Below are 19,370 nucleotides of genomic sequence, written 5' to 3'. Positions count from 1 at the left end.
CGATAGGCGAAACGATAATCTGTATGTTTTAAACCTTCAGCGCATGATGCGCGATATCCATGCGGAATTGTTTATCGTCCCAGTCAATCGCGTCCACCGCGGCATAGGCGCGTTTGACCGCTTGCTCCAGAGTTTCACCTGACGCGGTGACATTCAGAACGCGCCCGCCATTCGCGAGAAGTTTATCGCCCTCCCGTTTCGTGCCTGCGTGAAAGATGACGACATCGTCCATTTCATTCGCGGCGTCGACACCTTTGATCTCTGTGCCTTTGTTATATTTGCCGGGATAGCCTTTCGCGGCCAAGACGACATTGGCCACCGGTTCATTAAACCAGCTCGGTTGCTCAACCTTATCTAAGTCACCCGCTTCCGCCGCAATGAGGAGGGGAAGGAGGTCCGATTGCAAACGCCGCAACACGACCTGACATTCCGGATCGCCGAAGCGCGCATTATATTCGATCAGTTTCGGTCCGTCCTCGGTCAGCATAAGCCCCGCGAAGAGCACGCCAACAAAAGGATGCTCGTCTTTCGCCATGCCGTGAACGGTGGGCAGGATGATGTTTTTCATGACATCCGCCATGACCGCATCTGTGAAAACGGGGGCGGGGGAATAGGCACCCATCCCGCCCGTATTCGGACCCTTATCGCCGTCAAAGGCACGTTTGTGATCTTGTGCAGCAATCAAAGGCAGGGCGGTTTTCCCGTCGGAAATGGCGAAGAAACTCGCCTCCTGCCCGCGCATGAATTCTTCGATCAGGACGCGTTTGGACGCGTCACCAAATTTGCCGGAGAAGAACTCTTCCAACTCCGCTTCAGCGTCTTTCAGCGTTTCGGGAATGACAACACCCTTACCTGCCGCGAGGCCGTCAGCCTTCAAGACATAGGGTGCGGTCATGGTTTTGAGATAGGCTTTCGCCTCGCCCAAATCGGTGAACACGCCATAGCTGGCCGTCGGGATTTTATATTTGTCGCAGAGCGCTTTGGTAAAAGCTTTGGAGGATTCGAGCTGCGCCGCCGCTTCCGTCGGGCCGAAGACCTTTACGCCCGTGTCCTGCAAGGCATCGACGAGGCCAAGTGCGAGCGGTTGTTCCGGTCCGACCACAACAAAATCATAGGCTTCGCGCTGGACGAGGCCTAGCAGGCTGAGGATATCATCCGCTGCGATGGGGACGATATCCGCAACATCTGCAATCCCCGCATTCCCCGATGCGCAGTGTAATGTGTCGACCAAAGGCGACTGCGCAAGTTTCCAAGCCAGAGCATGTTCGCGGCCACCGGAGCCAATGAGTAGGAGTTTCATAGATGAGTCTCTGATCGGTCAATTATCTCTGCGGCCACCTAATATACATCCCCGCGCGAATCCACTACCATCCTTTCGATGACCACGAACACACCCGAATATTCAGTTTCCGAACTCGCCTTTGCGCTCAAGCGCACGGTCGAGGACACTTATGGCCATGTCCGTGTGCGGGGGGAATTGGGGCGTGTGACGATCGCGAAATCGGGTCACTGCTATCTGGATGTCAAAGACGACAAAGCCGTCATCAATTCCATCATCTGGAAAGGCGTAATGTCCCGCCTGTCCATGCGTCCCGAAGAGGGGATGGAAGTGATCTGCGAGGGCAAGCTCTCGACCTATCCGGGGCGGTCGAATTACCAACTCATTATCGAGAAGATGGAACTTGCGGGCGCTGGGGCGCTGATGGCGCTGTTCGAAAAGCGCAAGAAAATGCTCGCGGCGGAAGGTCTGTTTGACGAGGCGCGGAAGGTCGAACTGCCCTTCCTACCGAAAACAATCGGCGTTGTGACGTCTCCCACTGGCTCCGTCATTCGCGATATTCTGCACCGTATCACGGACCGCTTTCCGTCCCACGTCCTCGTCTGGCCCGTGCTCGTGCAGGGCGACAAAGCGGCGGAACAGATTGCGGGCGCGATTAACGGATTTAATCACGGGGACGGCTTTCCCCGTCCGGATGTTTTGATCGTTGCGCGGGGCGGTGGGTCGATGGAAGACCTCTGGTGTTTTAACGAGGAAATCGTCGCCCGCGCCGCTGCCAATTCCGACATCCCGCTTATCTCTGCCGTCGGGCATGAGACGGATTGGACACTGATCGATTTTGTCGCGGATTACCGTGCGCCCACCCCGACAGGGGCCGCGGAAGTCGCCGTGCCGGTGCGCGCCGATTGGCTGGAGACAGTGGATGATTACGGCTCGCGTATCCTCCGCGCCCTGCGCCGGAACTGGACGGATCGCCGCAATCGGTTGCGCGCGCAGAAATTGCCGAGCCTGCAATCCGTCCTCGCCCCCGCGCAGCAGGGCTTGGACCGCGCAGCGCTCCGCTTGCCGACGCCGGAACGGTTATTTGAGCCGAAGAAAAATGCGCTCCTGCGGCAGAGCCAAGCGCTGCTCTCGGCCATGCGGTTCACGAAGACGCGCCAACTGACAGAGATTAAACGACAGGGCGAAACATTGACGCGATATGGCCAGACTGCGGAAACAGCCCTGAAGCGCCAACTCGAAACACAAGCCCGCCGCCTCGATCGTGCGGGCAAACTCCTCGACGCCTATTCCTATCAGGGTGTGTTGAATCGCGGCTATGCGCTGGTGCGGGACGAAGCCGGAAAAGTTGTGCGCTCAAAGGCGGCCACGACCTCCGGGCAGGCGGTCGAACTCGTCTTTGCGGATGGCGAGGTCGGGGCCGTGATTGCAGGCAAAGCCGCACCGCGCAAAATTGCAAAACGGAAACCCGCCGTACGGGATGATAAAAAACAGGCCGACCTGTTTTAATTCTGCGATTTTGCGCCTAAGTGAGTGCCATGACAGGACTCTTCTCATCCCAAGGCGAAGCCAAAATCCATTTCGGTGCCTCCGATTTCACCATTATGGAAACGGGCAGCTATGTTACTTGCGCCGTGACAGGTGAGCGCATCCCGCTCGAAATGCTCCGCTACTGGAATGCAGACCGCCAAGAAGCCTATAAGGACGCCGCGGCGAGCCTTGAGGGATTTAAGCGGGCGGGTGTCGTTTAGGATGCGACTTGTCCTCGCGACATTGGCCTTGATGCTCGCGGCTTGCGCAGCTGAGCCGGATGCGGAAGCTCAGATTACGTCTGTTGATGAGTTATTAGAAAACGTCAAAGACGGCATTCCAAGTCATTCAGCTGAGGAACAAAAACGTTTGAATGAATATCGTGAAGTTTTGCAACGTAAAGATAATATTCCCGCTGACCATCATTGGAACACTGTCGATACAAATTTAACCTGCCAGGGCATCGTCAAACAGGGTGGGCTCGTCATTTGCCAGACCGAACCCAACGCGACTGTCGAAGTCGGACGCTCGGAAAACGACACTTATACCCAAACCGCTGGCCCTGACGGTCGCATCCTCGTCGGCTTTGACCGCGATGAACCCAATGCTTTCATCCGCGTTGGCGAACAGCGCGTGAATTTCGAGATAGCTACCCGCGAGTACGACACCTCCCGCATTGATGGTCTGCCGAAAAACATGGTCAGCGAATATACGGAAGAGGAACTCGTCCGTATCCGCAAAGCGAGTGCGCTCAAAAAAGTCGGCTTTGCGTCTAAAGTTGAAGAGATCGGGTTCGAGAATGGCTTCATCTATCCCGTCACGGAACATATCAAGACAACGAATTTTGGGGCACAGCGTATCCTGAACGGTGATCCGAAACGCCCACATTTCGGTGTTGATCTCGCCGCGCCAAAGGGCACACCCATCCTCGCCCCCGCCGCAGGCATTGTCAGCCTCGCGAGTGAGGAGATGTATTTTGAAGGCTCGCTGATCATGATCGATCATGGGCAGGGCTTGATTTCCTATTACCTTCATAATGAAGATGTGATGGTTGAAGAAGGCCAGCGCGTTGAACAGGGCGAGCAAATCGGCACGGTCGGGTCGCGCGGGCGCTCAACGGGCCCGCATCTGTGCTGGCGTCTGAAATGGCGCGGGCGCAATCTTGACCCTGAATTACTGACGGAGTGGCCCTCTAATGGCTAAAGCCCCAGACGATTGCAAAACCATGATCGAAGTCCGCGAAGGCGTCGATGCGCTGGACCGTGAACTCGTGCGTCTGCTCGTGACGCGCCAAGGCTATATGCACGCCGCCGCGCGGATTAAACCCAATCGCGACGCTGTCTATGATGCTGAGCGGATTGAGGATGTTGTTGCGAAGGTTCTGGTTGAGGCGAAGAGACAAGGTTTGTCAGCCGATATTGCCGAACCCGTCTGGCGGAAACTAATTGAACGCTGCATCGCGCATGAATTTGATGTGTATGATGACACGCGTGGGCGGAAGAGCGCTTAGTCGTATATTTTATGATGTCATCGCGACACCAAGGGATGCGGGACCTATCGTTTATTGATGAGGCTTGCGTTCTGTAAACGGCAGGTCCCGCATCTGCGTCCTTAGGACTTGTGCGGGATGACATCGGTTTATGACGAGCGTTTCCGATACAGATCCTTAGGCCAGCGGCGATGAACCCAAAACCATTGCGCCGGATTTTCCCGCACGCGGTCCTCAATAAATCCACTGACTTTTGTCACACCGTCCAAAACATCCGCCTCGCGGTTTCCTGATTTCATTAAGTCTATCGGCTCATAAAATGTCACGGTAAAACTGGCCTTGTCCCGCGTGACCGCCATTGGCAGCAATGGACGTCCCGTCTTCAATGCCAAACGCACGGCCCCCTGCGCGGTCATGGCGGGCTCTCCAAAGAATGGAATGCTCAGGCCTGTATTGAATTTCTGATCATTGAGCAGCGCAACACTCTCACCATTTTTCAGTGCTGTCAGCAATTCCCGCCCCCCGCGATGGGTCGATTTTTGGACGAGAAATTGGGTGCCATAGGCCTCGCGTTGTTTCCTCACCCGCGCATCAATATGCGGGTTGTTGACTTTGCGATAGGTGATGCGCACGGCCAGCTCGGATTGCGTCAGGACCGTGGCCATGACTTCCCAATTCGCGAAATGTCCTGTGACGATCACGGCGGGGGCGTGGCGTTCGAAAACCTCCATTCCGACAATCTTGATGCGGCTATTTGCGTCGAAGGGTTTCAGGCGGTGGGTCATCGGAAATTCGCCTAAGGTCCGTCCGGTATTGTCCCATTGATCTTTCAAAAGCTGTTTAATTTCGGCGTCTGATTTCTCCGGAAAAGCTGTCCGCAACCCCGTCTCCGCAATTCTGTGTTTTGATGTCAGCGGGCCAATCAATTTGACGATAAAGGCACCCAGTCCCGAAATCCATGCAAAGGGAAATAGGCGCAGGATGAAGGCGACGATGTCATAGGCGAGCGCCTCTAAACGGTCCTTCATTTGGCCGCTTCGACAATCGGGTGGAGGAGACGGCGGAGCGTCAGCTCATCTTCAAACACAACAGAAACAGGCCAGGTTTGCACGCCGCGACGATAGCCTTTGGGCAGGCGGACATAATCTTTTTCTGTCGTAATTAATCCGGCGTCCATTTCCGCGGCGAGGACGAAGAGGCTCTCCAAGTCTTCATCCTTATATTTATAATGATCGGCATAGCCCTCTGTCTCGACAACATTCGCGCCCGCGCGACGTAAGGAGTCGAAAAATTTCGCGGGGCGTCCAATACCGGCAAAAGCGTAAAGCGGACCTTTGGGCGCAGGTTCCTTGGGCGCGAGATAGGCGGGAATGACAATCACGCCGCCCAATTGTTCGCGCAGATGATCGGATATTTTATAATCCGGCGTCGGCTTCATCAGGATGATGGCATCCGTGCGGTCCAACGCCGCATCCAAATCTTCGCGTAACGGCCCCGCCGGAAAGACGCAGCCATTCCCGAACCCGACCTCCGCATCCACGACGAGCAGCGAGAGCGTTTTTGCGAGTGTCGGGTTCTGATGGCCGTCATCCATGATAATGACTTTCGCGCCATTGGCGACCATGGCTCGCGCGCCGTCATCCCGTCCGGCGGACACCCAGACGGGCCCGTTCCGTGCCAGTAGTAGTGGTTCATCCCCGACCTGCGCTGCGATGTGGTCGGGTTGGACGGGCATTGGGCCTTTTTCCGTGCCGCCATAGCCGCGCGACAGACCATGCGCGGGGATACCGAGGCGTCGGAAAGATTTCAGCAGATAGGCGACGACGGGCGTTTTCCCCGTGCCGCCCATCGTTGCATTCCCGACGCAAATAACGGGTACGCCGGAATTATAGGGCTGCGTGGTCTCCAACCGACGCGCGGCGGCTTTCGCATAAAGCCAGCCGAGCGGTCGTAGCACGGTCCGCAGACTGACCTTGGCTTCGGGGCCGGACAGGTGGTTCCAGAAGACGGGCGGCTTCATAGCAGCGCCTGTAATTTGGTCGCCGTGAAATCCAAAATGCCGTCACTTTCCTGCGCGACGGATTTTGCCCGCGCCGACATTTGCCCCCGCGCCGCGCCGTCACCGAGGAGAGCTATTAAATGCTTGGCGAGGTGGTTTGAGGATTTCACGCGCATGGCGGCGTTAGAGTCAAAAAAACGATCATAGATATCCGTAAAGCTGGCCACATGGGGGCCTGTCAAGATCGGCACGCCAGCGCGGGCGGGTTCCAAGGGATTATGCCCCATGAGGCGCGGGTCGAGCGAACCGCCCATGAACACGATATCCGAGAGGGCCAGCGCCAATCCCGTCTCGCCCAGCGTGTCCATGATATAGACGGCGGTGGACCCATCCGGAATTTCCCCCTGTGAGCGTCGCGCGATTTTGCCATGCGCGGATGCGGCAAGGGCGATATTGTCTCCGCGTTCGGGATGTCTCGGTTGCCAGATACAGAGCGTATCGGGGTGTTTCTTGCGCAGGATTTCCAACGTACTGAGGATTTCGAGTTTCTCTTCCTCATGGGTGCTGGCCGCTAACCAGACGGGGCGGTCACCAATGGTGGTTTTTAGCTGCGTGGCTTCCTCTTTATCATAGGCGAGGGCGGGCGCGGCAGCTTTCAGATTGCCGATCTCCTGGATGACGGAGTCAGAGAATTGATTGAGCGCGTTAAAGGTCAGGCGATCTGCGGGCAGGATGAGGTCGAATGTCCCGAATACCCGTCGCGCAAATCCCCGTTTCGCCCGCCAGCGATCAATGGAATTCTGGCTCATCCGCGCATTGATGAGCGCCATTTTCGCGCCGCTCTCTTTTGTCTGCAGGACGAGGTTCGGCCAGATTTCACTCTCGGCCCAGATGGCGAGATCGGGTTTCCAATGATTGAGAAATTTCGCGACAAAGGTGGGTCCGTCCATCGGGACGAATTGGTGAACGGCCCGTTCGGGCAGTCGTTTGGCCATGATTTCGGCGGAGGTCACAGTGCCACTTGTGACGAGAATGTTTAACTCCGCATCATCGGATAAGAGCCTGTCAATGAGTGGCAGGAGCATTGACGTCTCCCCAACGCTCGCCCCGTGCATCCAGACAAGTGTCCCGTCAGGTCGGGCGAGGGAGGCGCGGCCTTTGCGTTCCAGAATGCGGGTGGCGTCTTCTTTTTCGGCCTTCACCCGCTTGCGCAGGATATATCCGGCAAAGGGTTCCAGCATGCCGCTCACCCCGCGATATAGGGCTTCCCAACTCATGCGGGCGCGACCGGTATGTGGCCAAGCGACTTGTCAGCTTCCGCGAGAAGGGCGTTCATTTCGGTTTCAATGAAGAGTCGAATATTTTCCAATTCTTCATCAGTCGCATGTTTCGAAATCGTGACAGGCGTCCCCCAGATGATAAGACCCTTACCAAATAATTTCGGCAGGACGAATTTATCCCAACTGTCGAATTGTTTCCGCCGCGCGACGGCAAAAGTACACGGCATAATGGGCGCACCCGTCGCGCGGGCGAGACGCAAGGGTCCGTCGCCCAAACGTTGTCTCGGCCCGCGCGGACCGTCCGGCGTGATGACGACGCAGCCGCCGGATTTTACGGCCGTAACAGCGCCCGCGGCAGCTTCTTCACCGCCCTTATTTTTTCCACGTTTCTTGGAACTGCCCCGCAGCGTTTGTAAACCCAAGGCTTTACACGTCGCCGCAACAACCGCGCCGTCTCTTGATCTCGAAATCATGACATATGGCAGCTGATACTCCCGTTTCCACGCCGAGGTCAGCATCAGGAACCGCGAATGCCAAGTCAGCGCGATGACGCCTTTCCGTCCTGCGATAATATCTTCCACCCGTTCGGGATGGCGGATGTCCCACCGCGTGGTCGCCTTGATCAGGCGCATATATTGGGCGACGCCCCAGCCCAATCCCGATTGGACTGCTGGACGCCGCAAGAAGCGTTTGAACACGCGCGGCCTCCCTGTTAGCCAGCTTTGATATGACCGAGTTAAGCGATAAGGGGCTGGACCTCAACAACCCAAGGGACCGAAAACAGGCCCGGCGCGACCTCACATGGGGGGACCACGGATTCCTGCGCAAACGGTTCCCGAATCGGCATAATCTGGGCGGCGGGATGTATCGCGAGAATCAGCCGTCACCCGAACGAATTGCCGTACTGGCCGAGGAGGGCATTAAGACCATCCTCAATCTGCGCGGCCCGTCACCGAAAGGGTTCTACCTGCTCGAGAAAGAAGCCTGCGAAAAGCACGGTATCAAACTCATCAATTTCCGAGTCTATTCCCGCGACGTCCACACGCCCGATAAAATCCGCGCGGCGAAGGAATTGTTCGAGGCGATAGATTATCCCGCCGTCATGCACTGTAAATCCGGCGCCGACCGGACGGGTTTTATGGGCGTCCTCTATCGGCACTTCCACATGGGCGACACGATTGCCGCGGCGGTGGAAAGCGAGCTGACGCTGAAAAAGCTGCACGTGAAACAGGGGAAGACGGGGATGCTCGATTTCTTCTTCGCGGATTATGTAAAGGCCGCGCAGGAGAAAGACATCAGCTTCATCGACTGGGTCGAAAGCGATTACAATCCGGCAGATGTGAAAGCGCGGTTCATGGACCAGTGGAGCGGTAATCCGATTACGGAGATATTGCGGCGGGAGTAAGTTTAGTTCTGGGTTCCGCTTAAACCGGCATAAACACCCCCAACCGTCCGCAATTCCGCGTCTGTTCCGCTCTCCACAACTCGGCCTCCGTCAATCACGTAAATGCAGTCCGCATCCCGCACGGTTCCGAGTCTATGCGCGATGACCAGTGTCGTCCTGCCCTCGCTCAATCGATCCAAAGCCGCCTGCACTTTGGCCTCGCTTTCCGTGTCTAGCGCTGATGTCGCTTCGTCCAGCAGCAGGATCGGTGCGTCGCGCAAAATGGCTCTCGCGATAGACAGGCGCTGTTTTTGCCCGCCAGATAATCCTGCGCCGTCTTCGCCGAGCCTTGTGTCATAACCTTCGGGGAGGGCCATGATGAACCCATGCGCGTCGGCGGCTTTCGCGGCGTGGACGATGGCCTCGCGGTCCGCGTTCAAATCTCCCAGCCCGATATTCGCGGCGATGGTGTCGTTGAATAATGTGGCCTCTTGCGAGACGACGGCGATATTCCGGCGCAAACTGGCTTGCGTCACGTCGCGCACGTCCTGCTTGTCAATGCGGACACTGCCGGAGGCGACGTCATAGAGGCGCGGGATAAGGTGCATAATCGTGGATTTCCCGCCGCCTGACGGGCCGACGAGCGCTGTTATCTTTCCGGGGTCCGCCGTGAGGGTCAGACCGTCCAATGCGATGGTGCCGTCCGGATAGGTGAAGCGAATATCGGAGAGGAAGACTTGACCGTCTGTGACTTTTAATTCTGTCGCGTCAGCCGCGTCTGTTAGCGACGGCTCTGTATCAATCACCTCAAAAATTCGCGCGACGGAGCTCAAGCCTTCTTGCACGGCATTATTCAACGTGCCGAGCGCACGTAGTCTCGGCGCGAGGATCATCAATCCGCCCAGCACGGCCGCGATCTGCCCGCCCGTTGCCGCGCCTGTTCCATATTGCCAGACGCCAAAAATCACGACGGCGGCAATGGCCAGCCCGCCGACGACCTCAAGGATCGGATCGACCCGCGCCTGTTGCGTGACGAGTTTGAGATAGAGCCGGATGCGTTCATCAAAACTGCGGTTCAGCCGCGTCTGCTCATGCGCCTCCAAGCCGTAGGTTTTGACGAGTTGCGTCCCACCCAGACTCTCTTTCAACTCCGCCGTGATCTGACCGATATGTTCCTGCACATCCTTCGCATTGCCGCGTAGGCGTTTGGAAATTTCGATAATTGGCCAGAGCGCGAGGAAAAAGACGACCATGAAGAGCGAGAGTTGCCAGTTGAGCACCAGCATGGCGATCACGGAAAAGATGACGGTCAGCACATCTTTGACCAGATTACCCAAAACCCGCACGAGGCTGGCGGAGACGACACTCACATCATTCGTAAATTTCGCGATGAGGTTACCCGTCGGCTCTTCCGCGAAATCGGCATAGTCGCGCCTTTGCGCGGCCTGCAACATCTCGGTCTGCATCTGCCCGACCGTGTTGAGGGCGAGAGAATTCGTCAGGATGCGCTGGATATATCCGCCAATCGCCGCCGTCAGGGTCAGGCCCAGAATGACGGGCAGGATGATGAGGGCGTAGGATCTGGCTTGCGCAAAAGCATCGCCGGAATCGTCCAATGCGTTAGCGGCATCAATGATCAGGCTAATGAGATAAACATAGCCCGCCGTTGCCGCGGCGAAGATCGCCATGAAAAAGAAGGCGAGTATCAAACGCCCTTTTTGCGGCCAGAGATAATCTCGCCATAGTCGCGCAATGCGTTGGCGATCCGTCATGGGTCTAGCCAATAATGCCGTCCCCATCGGGGTCGAGCAGGTCATGGGCGTGGAGGATGAAATAGCGCATATGCGCGTTATCGACGGTGCGTTGCGCGGCGGATTTCCACGCCTTGCGGGCGTCTTCAAAATTGGCATAGGCGCCGACAAAATCGACCGCTTTCAGGTCCTTGAATTCCGTCCGGTTCGGATCGACTAACTCGCCGCCCATCACGATATGGAGGAGTTGAACCGATTTCATCTCGGATGTTTCTTTTTTACGGTCGGCCATACGGGTCCCCAAAAATTTAAAATCTCTGCCTTTGGCGAATTGCGCCAAATGCGGTTTCACCGCCGCCAATAACAAAGCGTGCAGCGTCGGGCCAGCACAAATCACGCCCAATCCGGATGTGCTTTCCGTATCAAAATGCGGGACCTCGCCGCGAATATCTGTGACGACAGCGCTGGCTTCATTGGCGATGAGGCTCGCGGCCGCCACATCCCAATCAGATTTTGGCGTGAAAGCGATGGTGGCATCCGCCTTGCCACAGGCGACCAGAACCATGCGATACGCCATGGAGTTTGCGACCGTCACATTCATATCCGGAAAGCCCAATCGTCGGAATTTTCGAGGATAGCCGACCATGTTGATGTTCTCGATAGAGGCAGGATCGCTGGCGTTGATGTGTTCGCCGTTCAGCCACGCGCCGCCGCCCAAACTGGCTTCAAAAAACTCATCCTTCATCGGATTGAAAACGACACCCGCGATAGAGCGTCCTTTTTCAATCACGGCGACGGACACGGCGAAGTTCGGGGTGCGGTCAATGAAAGCGCGGGTGCCGTCAATCGGGTCGACGACAAATGTGCGCGGACAGGCATGGCGCGAATGGTCGTCCTTGGTTTCTTCCGATAACCAACCATAACCCGGACGGGCGGCGCGTAAGGTCTCAAGCAGATAATCATTTACGGCAATATCGGCATCCGTGACGGGATGGCCTTTTTCCTTATCCCAGACTTTTGCGTCATTGGCGATGAAAGCGGCTTTGGCAATCGCGCCCGCTTCCCGCACCGCGTCGCGTATCAGGGCCAAATCTTCCGACGGCAAGCAGCAGCTTGGATCAAGATCCGGCAAGGGTCAGACCTTCCACGAGGAGCGACGGTGAACAGGTCGCGCTGTCCATTTTCAAATCATTGGCCGGGATCATCGTGCGGTACATATCGAGCAGGTTACCCGCAATCGTGACTTCGCTGACGGGAAACGCGCGTAGGCCATTCTCAATTTTAAAGCCCGAGACTCCAACGGAGTAATCGCCCGTATTTGAATTGAGGCTGGGTCCGAACATTTCAGAAATCAGGAAGCCTTCTCCCATTGCAGCGGCTAATGCCTCGGGCGTTTTTTCGCCGGGAACCAGCCAAGTATTGGTCGCGCTGACACCTGGCGGGCTGCCCAAGCCACGCGTCGCGTGACCCGTGGATGTCATACCCAGCTGACGCGCACTCGCGCAATTCAGCAGCCATGTTTTCAAGACACCATCTTCAACAATATGCTGTTTCTGAACGACCAGGCCCTCCCCGTCCCAAGGGCGGGAACCGTTGCCGCGTTTGAGTAAAGGGTCATCAACAATTTGAATATGCGGAGAGAAAATTTCCGTATTTAATTTATCCTTTAGAAAGGACACGCCGCGCGTGATGGACGGACCGGAAATCGCGCCGAGAAGAGACGCGATCAATGAGGCTGCCACGCGTTCGTCAAAAATAACGGGCATGGCACTGGAGGCAATTTGACGGCTGCCTAATCGCGCAACCGCACGGCGTCCGGCGGTGTGCCCGATAGAGGCGGGATCAGGCAGGGCGTCGAAATAGCGTGTGCTCTCATAATCATAATCGCGCTCCATCGCGCCACCGGATTCCGCGATGGCGGAGACGGAGAGACCGTGACGGCTCGCCCGCCAGCCGTCGAGAAAGCCGTGTGAGGTCGCATAGGCCATGGCGCTCGTCGACCAGCTCGCATTCGCGCCTTCGGCTTGCGCGACGCCTTTGATCGACAGGGTCGCGGCCTCCAATTCATGGGCACGGGATTTGAGGGTTGCGGGGTCGAGTTCGGTTGTATCGTAAACATCCAGGGCTTCGCCTTGTCCGGGTTGGGCGAGACGCTCAGGATCGGCCAAACCGCACCACGGGTCTTCCGGCGCGAGTTTCGCCATGGCTACGGCGCGTTCGGCCAACGCTTTCAGACTTTGCTTCGAGAGGTCAGATGATGAGACGCAGGCTTGGCGTTTCCCAACCATGACGCGCAGGCCGATATCCTTACCCTCGCTGCTATCCACATCTTCCAGCGCATTTTCACGCACGGCGATGCCGAGGCTCCGACCGTGGGTGGCGATGGCGTCCGCTGTTTCAGCACCAGCTAGTTTGGCTTCACGTAGGAGCGATTTCAGCGTTGGGTATAACGCATCCGATGTTATCGGGTCAGATGTTGGCAAGATGAGTTCCTAGACGGCGTTAAACGTAAAAACGAGATAGAGGATGTAAATTGCCTGCCCGAAATAGACGAGTAATGTCGTCAATGTGCCGACTAAGCGGCCTTGCCCAAAGCTGCCTGCCATACCCATCGCGTGTAGAATGCGTCCAATAAAGAAGGCTGCGCCAAAGACATGGAGAGCGATGGCATTCCCGTTTAGGAAGGCGATAGCCAAAAGCCCTAGCAGGGCGAGCGGTGCATTTTCCGTAAAGTTCCCATGCGCCCGAATACGGGATACCATTAGGTCATCGCCGCCGTCGCCGAGATTGATTTTCTTACCCAACCGCACCTGCCCGACGCGGAACATCAGGATGGGCGCGAGGATCATATTCAGGGCAATGTAAAAGCCGACGATTCCAAAAGTTGTCATGAGGGTGTCCTGTTCTAATTAATTATTCGGGTCGGATTGCGCCGCTTCCGCCATCACCTTGCGATGTTGTTCCGGCGGTTGCGCGCCTTGGACGGCATATTGCCCGCCATAGATAAAGGTCGGGACGCCGGACACGCCGAGGCCGCGAAAGAACAGGACTTCATTCTGAATTTCGACCTTGTCCTGATCGCCTGCGAGGAGGTCCCGAGTAAGGGCCTCATCCATGCCGATCTCTCCGGCAATGCGGGTGAGAATATCATGATCACCAATATCTTCGCCCTGTTCCATATAGGCAATGAAGAGTTTCTCGGCACATTCAAAACCCAAATCCTGCCCTTGCGCCCATTTCATAAGGCGGTGCGCATCAATCGTATTGGGACGGCGTTTCACGGCGTTGAAATCGAAATTAATCCCCACATCGGGACCCGCCGTTTCCAAATGTTCGCGCATGGCTTTCCATTGCGAACTGGGTTTGTCTCCAAATTTGGCTTTCATATAGTCCTTATAATCGGCCCCGCCCTCAGGCACATTCGGGTCCAGCATATAGGGGCGAAAGGTCAGTTTGGGGCGCGGCTTGGTCTTACCGGCCGCTTGCAAATAATATTTAAACCCTAGCCAGCACCACGGGCAGACGAAATCCGAGATCATATCGACTTCGACGGGCAGAGCCTGGGCTTTTTTGGATTTACGTTTGGCCATTGGGCCGAGACTTAACCCGCGCCCCCGTCGGTGTCCAACTGGATTCGGTCACTGACGCAGCCTAATTTACGGCCGGTAATAGGCTTTCGCTTCGCTACAGCGTTCCGAAAAATCGCTATCCTTGGTCAAGTCGGCCATCACGTCTTTAGCCGTTTGAATGTCTTGTGGTGAGATATTTTCATCACGGAGCGCAGCGGAGAGACTCTTCGTGTCTTTGTCATATAACCGCACCGCCGCTTTATATTCATTGAGCGTCAATTCATATTTCAGAACATGGGTGACGCAAAGACACGTGGCTTGGCTCTGCCCTTTCGACGTACACGTCTCCACCAGTGCTTTATCCTCCGCATAAGTGTCTGCATCCCGGGCCAGCTTTGTTTGCAAGGACATCATCGGATATGTCTGTTGAACCGTTTGCGCTTTCGCCGCGGCCACAGCATTTTGCGAGAGGAGACCAAGCCCCGCCGCTAGAATGGCCAAATTTCGGATTTTAAACTTTGGATTGCGCCCCATAAGTCCCTCCCTAAGTAAATATATTAACAGATATTAACCCTATAATAAGGCAAAAATAGGGTCTTCGTCTACCCCCATGCAAAAGGCCCCTCACTTATTATTTGTTAGATGTCCGTATTTTCGACGGAGAGGGCGAGGAATTTCATGACGGCCGCCGTCTCCGCATCCGTCAGGCCCCGGGTCAGTTTTGTGTTGAAGTCGCGGAAATCAAGCATGACGGCCTCTCGCATTGTCCAGCCTTTATCCGAGAGGAACACCATGCGCTGCCGCCGGTCGCCATAAGATTGTTTTCGCAAGATCAGGTCAGCGGCCTCCATCCGGTCGACCAAGCCGGAGATCGCGGCATTCTTCCGTCCTGTGCCTTCTGCAAGCTCGCTGAGCGTGCACCCATCGTGATATCCGAGATAGATGAGCACGGCGGCCTGTGACCGGCTCACGCCAGAGCCATTCGACAGTGTCCGGTCTGCCGCTTGGGCGAGTTTCAGGAAAGTGCGGTCGAGCACGAAGAAAAGGCGGCGATCAATGGTGCGGGCGATGGCCATAGGAAAGTTCCAAAATTGAATAGGCAAGTGGGCGATGTGCGCCCATAGTGCGCGACATGTTCATGCTTTCAAGTTCTATTCTGACAAGCCCTATTTTTCTCACCGTTGTTTTGGGGTTCGTCGCAGGATTTGCGGGAACGGTTGGCGGATTTGCCGCGCGGTTCACGACTGTCACCCGCTCACGCCACGATTTCATTTCCGCGTTCGGTGCAGGAGCCCTGATCGGGGCCGTCGGGCTCGTCCTGATCCCGCATGGTGTGGAGAACCTCCCGCTCTGGCTCGCCGTGCTCACATTTCTCGGCGGCGGGTTGGTGGCCTTGGCATTGGAACAGCTCACGACGAAAAAGGCGGAGGCCAAAACGGGCGGAACCTCGACCTTTGCCGCCATGATGCTCGACTTTCTACCGGAAGCTCTCGTCGTCGGGGCGCTTATACCCGTGGACCGGATGCAGGCGATTATCGTGACAATTATTATCATCGCGCAGAACGGGCCTGAGGGGTTTGCAGCCTTCTCGGAAATGGCAGAGGAAGGCGACCGAAAGTCAAGGCGCAAGGCGCTGTGGCTACTCTCGACGCTCCCCATCATCGGTATTCTCGCCGTCGGGTTCGGGCTCTGGCTCTGCGAAATTGATGATGCGGCCCTCGGCCTCATCATGGCGGGGGCTTCGGGCGGCATCCTCTATCTCGTTTTCAAGACTATTATCCCGGAAGCCCACGATTCAAAAGACGGGCCTTGGCCTGCTTATGGCGGGATAATAGGATTTACCGTCGCCCTGCTCGGATATGGCCTGACGGTTCACTGAGTGCCAAAAACAACAAAACCCGCTTCACAGTATGAAGCGGGTCCTATTTGAAGTTTGGGTCTCGTCGGGCGCCATGCCCGATTTCAAGATAGATAGCTCTTTACCCTCATTCGATTTTTACGAAGGTGCTGATTTAACAGCTTAGGGCAGACCCCTCAAAACAGATAAACAAATTACACCTCCTTTCAAAACGCGGCTCCACAATGGAACGGCTAGACAATTAAGAAATGGCGGCGATTTCCTATTTTGGCAAGAGGAAAATTTTGTGAAATTTGCGTCACAGACAGCGTGCCGGAAAGGGTTTATTAACCACAATCATCCGACACTCCGCGACCTTGCAAAATCCTCTAGGATTCAATGAAATCAAGCGCGACGCCATTATTGCAATAGCGCAGGCCCGTCGGTTTTGGGCCGTCCTTGAACACGTGACCCTGATGTCCACCGCAGCGTTTGCAGTGATATTCCGTGCGGGCCACGAAGAGTTTGCGATCAACTTTTTCGCCGACATTGCCCTCAATCACGGTAAAGAAACTCGGCCAGCCTGTGCCGGAATCGAATTTCATCTCGGAGGTGAAAAGCGGCAATTGACAGCCCGCGCAGACATAGGTGCCCTCGGCTTTATTATCATTGAGCGGGCTGGAGAAGGGACGTTCTGTGCCTTCCTTGCGTAGCACGCGGAACTCCATATCGGTGAGTTGTTCCTGCCACTCGCGCTCGGACATATTGGCCCAGTCTGTGTTGGATAGCTCTGTCATAGTCTTTGTCTCCGCAGCTTCCGCTTTATTTTGCGTCTGTGTACAGGCGGCGATGGTTAGGGCACCGGCGCCCAGGGCGAGGTCACGTCTGGTCAGCATGGAAAAATCTCCTTCAATTCAGTCCGCTCTATATGGGTACATACGCATGAAGGGCCATGCACGTTGCAATCACGGTGTGGTGAGGTGATTACCGTGAATTGGGAACCATCCAAGCAAAGAGCAAAATCATCACAATTAAAAAAAACGCTGCCCACCTATTGGAGAGAAATAGCCTCAATGCGGACTTACCATTATCTGGTTCCAATTTCTTCGTTTGCCAAAGAAAATGAATTGAAAGTGGTAGAATTGTAAAAAGTGCAAGAAAAAGAAAGTGAGAATTGCTGGAAACAACGTCAAATTTTCCGGGAAGTAATAATTCTCGAGACGACGAATTATCCAGATAAGGTTGAACGCGATTTTCAAAGATTATCGAATTTCTAATTTTATACGCAATTTGCAAGGAAATTACGATCATGGTCAAGCTAACTGCATAGCAGAAAACCACCCCCAGCTTCACCCGTCCGCCAAACCGCCGCGCGGTACTCTTTATCCCTACAAAGGCATCATCCTCAATATCCTGACAGGCATAGATCGTGTCGTAACCGACCGTCCAAAACATCAAGCCGAGATAGAGGATGAAGAGCGCGGGGCTTAAGCTTCCCGTCTTCGCGGCATAGGCCACCAGTACCGCCCAATTAAAGGTCAGGCCCAGCCAGACCTGCGGAAACCACGTAATCCGCTTCATAAAGGGATAGACCGCGACGAGCGGGATCGAGAGCAGGCTGACAATCTGCGCGAGACGCGGCAGCATGAGTAGCACGACCAACCCCACCGCACATTGCACGAAGAGCCAAATCCACGCCTGTTTCGTCGTGACGGTTCCGGCGGGCAGGGGACGCAGGGCCGTGCGTTCGACCTGCGCATCCAGATCCTGATCGACAATATCATTATAGGTGCAGCCCGCGCCGCGCATCGCAATCGCGCCGATCAGGATCAGCGCCGCCCATTTCAGGTCCGTCCAGACCAAGCCGTGGCTCAACCCCGCAAAGGCCAGCCCAATCCAACCGGGCAGGGCGAGTAGCCAATAGCCGACCGGGCGGTCCAGCCGCGACAGTTGCAGAAAAGGCCGCACAGACACGGGCGCGCGATTGACCCAATGGGTTTTCGCTGAATCTTTGACCGCTTCAATCATAACACTCCGTCATTACCGGGCTTGTCCCGGTAATCCATCTCTCATAGGTCGTATGGCATCATGGATTACCGGGACAAGCCCGGTAATGACGGAAAAAACAGGATGCGGGAAAATTACACATTAACGCGGCTCTTCGTCGAGGCGGATTTGAGCGAGGGTGCGGCGGTCGACCTCGCGCGTGAGCAAGCCCATTATCTCGGCAATGTCTTGCGGAAATCCGTCGGCGATGCGGTGCGGCTGTTTAACGGGCGTGACGGCGAATGGCGGGCGGAGATTGTCGCGCTCGGCAAGAAGGGCGCGGGCCTGACCTGTGTGGAACAATTGCGCCCTCAGACGCAGGTTCCCGATATCACGCTCCTCTTCGCACCCGTCCGAAAACACCGCACGGCTTTCATCATAGAAAAAGCGACGGAACTCGGCGTACGCAAATTCCAACCCGTCCTCACCGCCCGCACCCAATTCCCGCGTCTGAATATAGAGAAAGCGCGACTGCAAGCGATCGAAGCGGCGGAACAGACGGAACGGCTGGACGTGCCGGAAATCGCGGCGGCGAAACCGCTCAAAGATATTCTGGCCGCTTGGGACGGAACGCCCATCCTGTTTGCGGATGAAGCAGGTGATGCGATGCGAGCGGAAGATGCGGTGGAAAACGCGTCCGCGCCCGCCGCCATCCTCATCGGGCCGGAAGGCGGGTTCACGAAGGATGAACGGGCGGAACTCCGCGCGATGGCGTGCGTGAGTGCGGTAACCCTGGGGCCGCGGATTTTGCGCGCGGATACGGCGGCACTGGCCATGTTGACGCTCTGGCAGAGTGGGGTTGGGGATTGGTGAGGGGCAATCCACGTTTACGGAGACATGTATCCTCGCTTTCACGACTTTCAACTATTTCCAACAACAAACATAGCTGTCACCCCGCACCAACCCAAAGGGCGCAGATGTGGGCCTAACGATTACAAGGCCTTAGGTTAGGTTTGCAGACGATAGGTCCCGCATCTCCACTGCGTTGCGTGCGGGATGACAATTGTGAGTTGACGCAGACATTCGGTGACCAATCCCCGTTTATAAAGAGAATAATCCCCACTTCTCCAAATACGCATATGTTTAACTCGTTCTTTCGGACATGGGACAGGTAGGAGCTCATCTATCCGTGCCGGAGGACGGTGTGTTTATCGGTGCGGGGTGAGACCTGCATCGGGGGACCGGGTTTCGAGTGCCTGACGGATT

Annotated in this window: 21 protein-coding genes; 7 read left to right on the top strand and 14 right to left on the bottom strand. The window is 56.0% G+C overall.

Going from position 1 to position 19,370, the window contains the following annotated elements; all coding sequences use genetic code 11:
- Positions 1–28: 28 nt before the first annotated feature.
- Positions 29–1,300: a phosphoribosylamine--glycine ligase gene (purD, locus tag ACP9M6_RS01000; protein WP_427452639.1), complete on the bottom strand. Its 1,272-nt coding sequence runs from the start codon at positions 1,298–1,300 to the stop codon at positions 29–31.
- 78 nt (positions 1,301–1,378) lie between these two features.
- Here purD and xseA point away from each other — a divergent pair, with 78 nt between their 5' ends.
- From xseA to ACP9M6_RS00980, 4 genes are read left to right on the top strand one after another with little or no spacing between them, the layout of a single operon-like run.
- Positions 1,379–2,788, top strand: a complete 1,410-nt coding sequence (gene xseA, locus ACP9M6_RS00995; protein ID WP_427452637.1) for an exodeoxyribonuclease VII large subunit — start codon at positions 1,379–1,381, stop codon at positions 2,786–2,788.
- Positions 2,789–2,817: 29 nt separating this feature from the next.
- On the top strand, positions 2,818–3,030 hold the full coding sequence (locus tag ACP9M6_RS00990) for a DUF2093 domain-containing protein (protein WP_427452635.1): 213 nt from the start codon (positions 2,818–2,820) through the stop codon (positions 3,028–3,030).
- A gap of 1 nt (position 3,031) precedes the next feature.
- A complete protein-coding gene (locus ACP9M6_RS00985) occupies positions 3,032–4,012 on the top strand; it encodes a M23 family metallopeptidase (RefSeq protein WP_427452633.1) in 981 nt (326 codons plus the stop codon).
- Positions 4,005–4,319 carry a chorismate mutase gene (locus tag ACP9M6_RS00980; RefSeq protein ID WP_427452631.1) on the top strand — a complete coding sequence of 105 codons (315 nt, stop codon included), beginning with the start codon at positions 4,005–4,007 and terminating at the stop codon, positions 4,317–4,319. Before ACP9M6_RS00985 ends, ACP9M6_RS00980 begins: the two co-directional genes overlap by 8 nt.
- 128 nt (positions 4,320–4,447) lie before the next feature.
- Here ACP9M6_RS00980 and ACP9M6_RS00975 read toward each other — a convergent pair whose 3' ends face one another.
- Genes ACP9M6_RS00975 through ACP9M6_RS00960 form a run of 4 tightly spaced genes read right to left on the bottom strand, consistent with a single transcriptional unit; the run spans position 4,448 to position 8,275 of the window.
- Positions 4,448–5,326, bottom strand: a complete 879-nt coding sequence (locus ACP9M6_RS00975; RefSeq protein ID WP_427452630.1) for a lysophospholipid acyltransferase family protein — start codon at positions 5,324–5,326, stop codon at positions 4,448–4,450.
- A complete protein-coding gene (gene lpxK, locus ACP9M6_RS00970; RefSeq protein WP_427452628.1) occupies positions 5,323–6,318 on the bottom strand; it encodes a tetraacyldisaccharide 4'-kinase in 996 nt (331 codons plus the stop codon). Before lpxK ends, ACP9M6_RS00975 begins: the two co-directional genes overlap by 4 nt.
- Positions 6,315–7,574 (bottom strand): 3-deoxy-D-manno-octulosonic acid transferase, encoded by a 1,260-nt coding sequence (locus ACP9M6_RS00965; protein ID WP_427452626.1) that lies wholly within the window; start codon positions 7,572–7,574, stop codon positions 6,315–6,317. The genes lpxK and ACP9M6_RS00965 overlap by 4 nt, the downstream gene beginning before the upstream one ends.
- Positions 7,571–8,275, bottom strand: a complete 705-nt coding sequence (locus ACP9M6_RS00960) for a lysophospholipid acyltransferase family protein (RefSeq protein ID WP_427452625.1) — start codon at positions 8,273–8,275, stop codon at positions 7,571–7,573. The genes ACP9M6_RS00965 and ACP9M6_RS00960 overlap by 4 nt, the downstream gene beginning before the upstream one ends.
- A gap of 29 nt (positions 8,276–8,304) precedes the next feature.
- On the opposite strand from ACP9M6_RS00960, the gene ACP9M6_RS00955 reads away from it, so the two are divergent.
- Positions 8,305–8,982, top strand: coding sequence for a fused DSP-PTPase phosphatase/NAD kinase-like protein (locus ACP9M6_RS00955; RefSeq protein ID WP_427452623.1), 678 nt, complete (start codon positions 8,305–8,307; stop codon positions 8,980–8,982).
- Between the two features lie 2 nt (positions 8,983–8,984).
- On the opposite strand, the gene ACP9M6_RS00950 is transcribed toward ACP9M6_RS00955, so the two are convergent.
- The 7 genes from ACP9M6_RS00950 to ACP9M6_RS00920 all read right to left on the bottom strand — a co-directional run bounded on the left by ACP9M6_RS00950 (position 8,985) and on the right by ACP9M6_RS00920 (position 15,357).
- Entirely contained in the window at positions 8,985–10,733 is a 1,749-nt protein-coding gene (locus ACP9M6_RS00950; RefSeq protein WP_427452621.1) for an ABC transporter ATP-binding protein, read from the bottom strand.
- 4 nt (positions 10,734–10,737) lie between these two features.
- The gene (locus ACP9M6_RS00945; RefSeq protein ID WP_427452619.1) at positions 10,738–11,844 is read right to left on the bottom strand and encodes an inositol monophosphatase family protein; all 1,107 of its coding nucleotides are present in this window, start codon (positions 11,842–11,844) and stop codon (positions 10,738–10,740) included.
- Positions 11,831–13,195: a TldD/PmbA family protein gene (locus ACP9M6_RS00940; RefSeq protein ID WP_427452617.1), complete on the bottom strand. Its 1,365-nt coding sequence runs from the start codon at positions 13,193–13,195 to the stop codon at positions 11,831–11,833. The genes ACP9M6_RS00945 and ACP9M6_RS00940 overlap by 14 nt, the downstream gene beginning before the upstream one ends.
- Before the next feature lie 9 nt (positions 13,196–13,204).
- Entirely contained in the window at positions 13,205–13,603 is a 399-nt protein-coding gene (locus ACP9M6_RS00935; protein WP_427452615.1) for an MAPEG family protein, read from the bottom strand.
- 18 nt (positions 13,604–13,621) lie between these two features.
- Complete coding sequence (locus ACP9M6_RS00930) at positions 13,622–14,302, bottom strand: DsbA family oxidoreductase (RefSeq protein ID WP_427452613.1); 681 nt, start codon at positions 14,300–14,302, stop codon at positions 13,622–13,624.
- Positions 14,303–14,368: 66 nt separating this feature from the next.
- On the bottom strand, positions 14,369–14,815 hold the full coding sequence (locus ACP9M6_RS00925) for a hypothetical protein (RefSeq protein WP_427452612.1): 447 nt from the start codon (positions 14,813–14,815) through the stop codon (positions 14,369–14,371).
- Between the two features lie 104 nt (positions 14,816–14,919).
- Entirely contained in the window at positions 14,920–15,357 is a 438-nt protein-coding gene (locus ACP9M6_RS00920) for a MarR family winged helix-turn-helix transcriptional regulator (protein ID WP_427452610.1), read from the bottom strand.
- 56 nt (positions 15,358–15,413) lie between these two features.
- Here ACP9M6_RS00920 and ACP9M6_RS00915 point away from each other — a divergent pair, with 56 nt between their 5' ends.
- Complete coding sequence (locus ACP9M6_RS00915) at positions 15,414–16,160, top strand: ZIP family metal transporter (protein ID WP_427452608.1); 747 nt, start codon at positions 15,414–15,416, stop codon at positions 16,158–16,160.
- Positions 16,161–16,507: 347 nt separating this feature from the next.
- On the opposite strand, the gene msrB is transcribed toward ACP9M6_RS00915, so the two are convergent.
- Together msrB and ACP9M6_RS00905 are read right to left on the bottom strand one after the other, a co-directional pair.
- Entirely contained in the window at positions 16,508–17,014 is a 507-nt protein-coding gene (gene msrB / locus ACP9M6_RS00910; protein WP_427452606.1) for a peptide-methionine (R)-S-oxide reductase MsrB, read from the bottom strand.
- An 88-nt stretch (positions 17,015–17,102) separates the two neighbouring features.
- Positions 17,103–18,146 (bottom strand): 4-hydroxybenzoate octaprenyltransferase, encoded by a 1,044-nt coding sequence (locus tag ACP9M6_RS00905; protein WP_427452604.1) that lies wholly within the window; start codon positions 18,144–18,146, stop codon positions 17,103–17,105.
- 60 nt (positions 18,147–18,206) lie between these two features.
- Between ACP9M6_RS00905 and ACP9M6_RS00900 the strand changes: the two genes are divergently transcribed.
- The gene (locus ACP9M6_RS00900; protein ID WP_427452602.1) at positions 18,207–18,977 is read left to right on the top strand and encodes a 16S rRNA (uracil(1498)-N(3))-methyltransferase; all 771 of its coding nucleotides are present in this window, start codon (positions 18,207–18,209) and stop codon (positions 18,975–18,977) included.
- Positions 18,978–19,370: the final 393 nt, after the last annotated feature.

The organism is Litorimonas sp. WD9-15, from assembly GCF_050271975.1.
Classification (GTDB): Bacteria; Pseudomonadota; Alphaproteobacteria; order Caulobacterales; family Maricaulaceae; genus Litorimonas.
The sequence above is the reverse complement of the archived record's forward strand: the minus strand, read 5'-3'. Positions and strand labels throughout refer to the sequence as shown.

Bases quoted from the DNA above. Each gene is read 5' to 3' on its own strand.
- xseA (WP_427452637.1), top strand. From the start codon at position 1,379: ATGACCACGAACACACCCGAATATTCAGTTTCCGAACTCGCCTTTGCG.
- ACP9M6_RS00915 (WP_427452608.1), top strand. From the start codon at position 15,414: ATGTTCATGCTTTCAAGTTCTATTCTGACAAGCCCTATTTTTCTCACC.
- ACP9M6_RS00975 (WP_427452630.1), bottom strand. From the start codon at position 5,326: ATGAAGGACCGTTTAGAGGCGCTCGCCTATGACATCGTCGCCTTCATC.
- ACP9M6_RS00905 (WP_427452604.1), bottom strand. From the start codon at position 18,146: ATGATTGAAGCGGTCAAAGATTCAGCGAAAACCCATTGGGTCAATCGC.
- ACP9M6_RS00990 (WP_427452635.1), top strand. From the start codon at position 2,818: ATGACAGGACTCTTCTCATCCCAAGGCGAAGCCAAAATCCATTTCGGT.
- ACP9M6_RS00935 (WP_427452615.1), bottom strand. From the start codon at position 13,603: ATGACAACTTTTGGAATCGTCGGCTTTTACATTGCCCTGAATATGATC.
- purD (WP_427452639.1), bottom strand. From the start codon at position 1,300: ATGAAACTCCTACTCATTGGCTCCGGTGGCCGCGAACATGCTCTGGCT.
- ACP9M6_RS00950 (WP_427452621.1), bottom strand. From the start codon at position 10,733: ATGACGGATCGCCAACGCATTGCGCGACTATGGCGAGATTATCTCTGG.
- ACP9M6_RS00955 (WP_427452623.1), top strand. From the start codon at position 8,305: ATGACCGAGTTAAGCGATAAGGGGCTGGACCTCAACAACCCAAGGGAC.
- msrB (WP_427452606.1), bottom strand. From the start codon at position 17,014: ATGCTGACCAGACGTGACCTCGCCCTGGGCGCCGGTGCCCTAACCATC.
- ACP9M6_RS00920 (WP_427452610.1), bottom strand. From the start codon at position 15,357: ATGGCCATCGCCCGCACCATTGATCGCCGCCTTTTCTTCGTGCTCGAC.
- ACP9M6_RS00965 (WP_427452626.1), bottom strand. From the start codon at position 7,574: ATGAGTTGGGAAGCCCTATATCGCGGGGTGAGCGGCATGCTGGAACCC.
- ACP9M6_RS00980 (WP_427452631.1), top strand. From the start codon at position 4,005: ATGGCTAAAGCCCCAGACGATTGCAAAACCATGATCGAAGTCCGCGAA.
- ACP9M6_RS00925 (WP_427452612.1), bottom strand. From the start codon at position 14,815: ATGGGGCGCAATCCAAAGTTTAAAATCCGAAATTTGGCCATTCTAGCG.
- lpxK (WP_427452628.1), bottom strand. From the start codon at position 6,318: ATGAAGCCGCCCGTCTTCTGGAACCACCTGTCCGGCCCCGAAGCCAAG.
- ACP9M6_RS00985 (WP_427452633.1), top strand. From the start codon at position 3,032: ATGCGACTTGTCCTCGCGACATTGGCCTTGATGCTCGCGGCTTGCGCA.
- ACP9M6_RS00930 (WP_427452613.1), bottom strand. From the start codon at position 14,302: ATGGCCAAACGTAAATCCAAAAAAGCCCAGGCTCTGCCCGTCGAAGTC.
- ACP9M6_RS00900 (WP_427452602.1), top strand. From the start codon at position 18,207: ATGGATTACCGGGACAAGCCCGGTAATGACGGAAAAAACAGGATGCGG.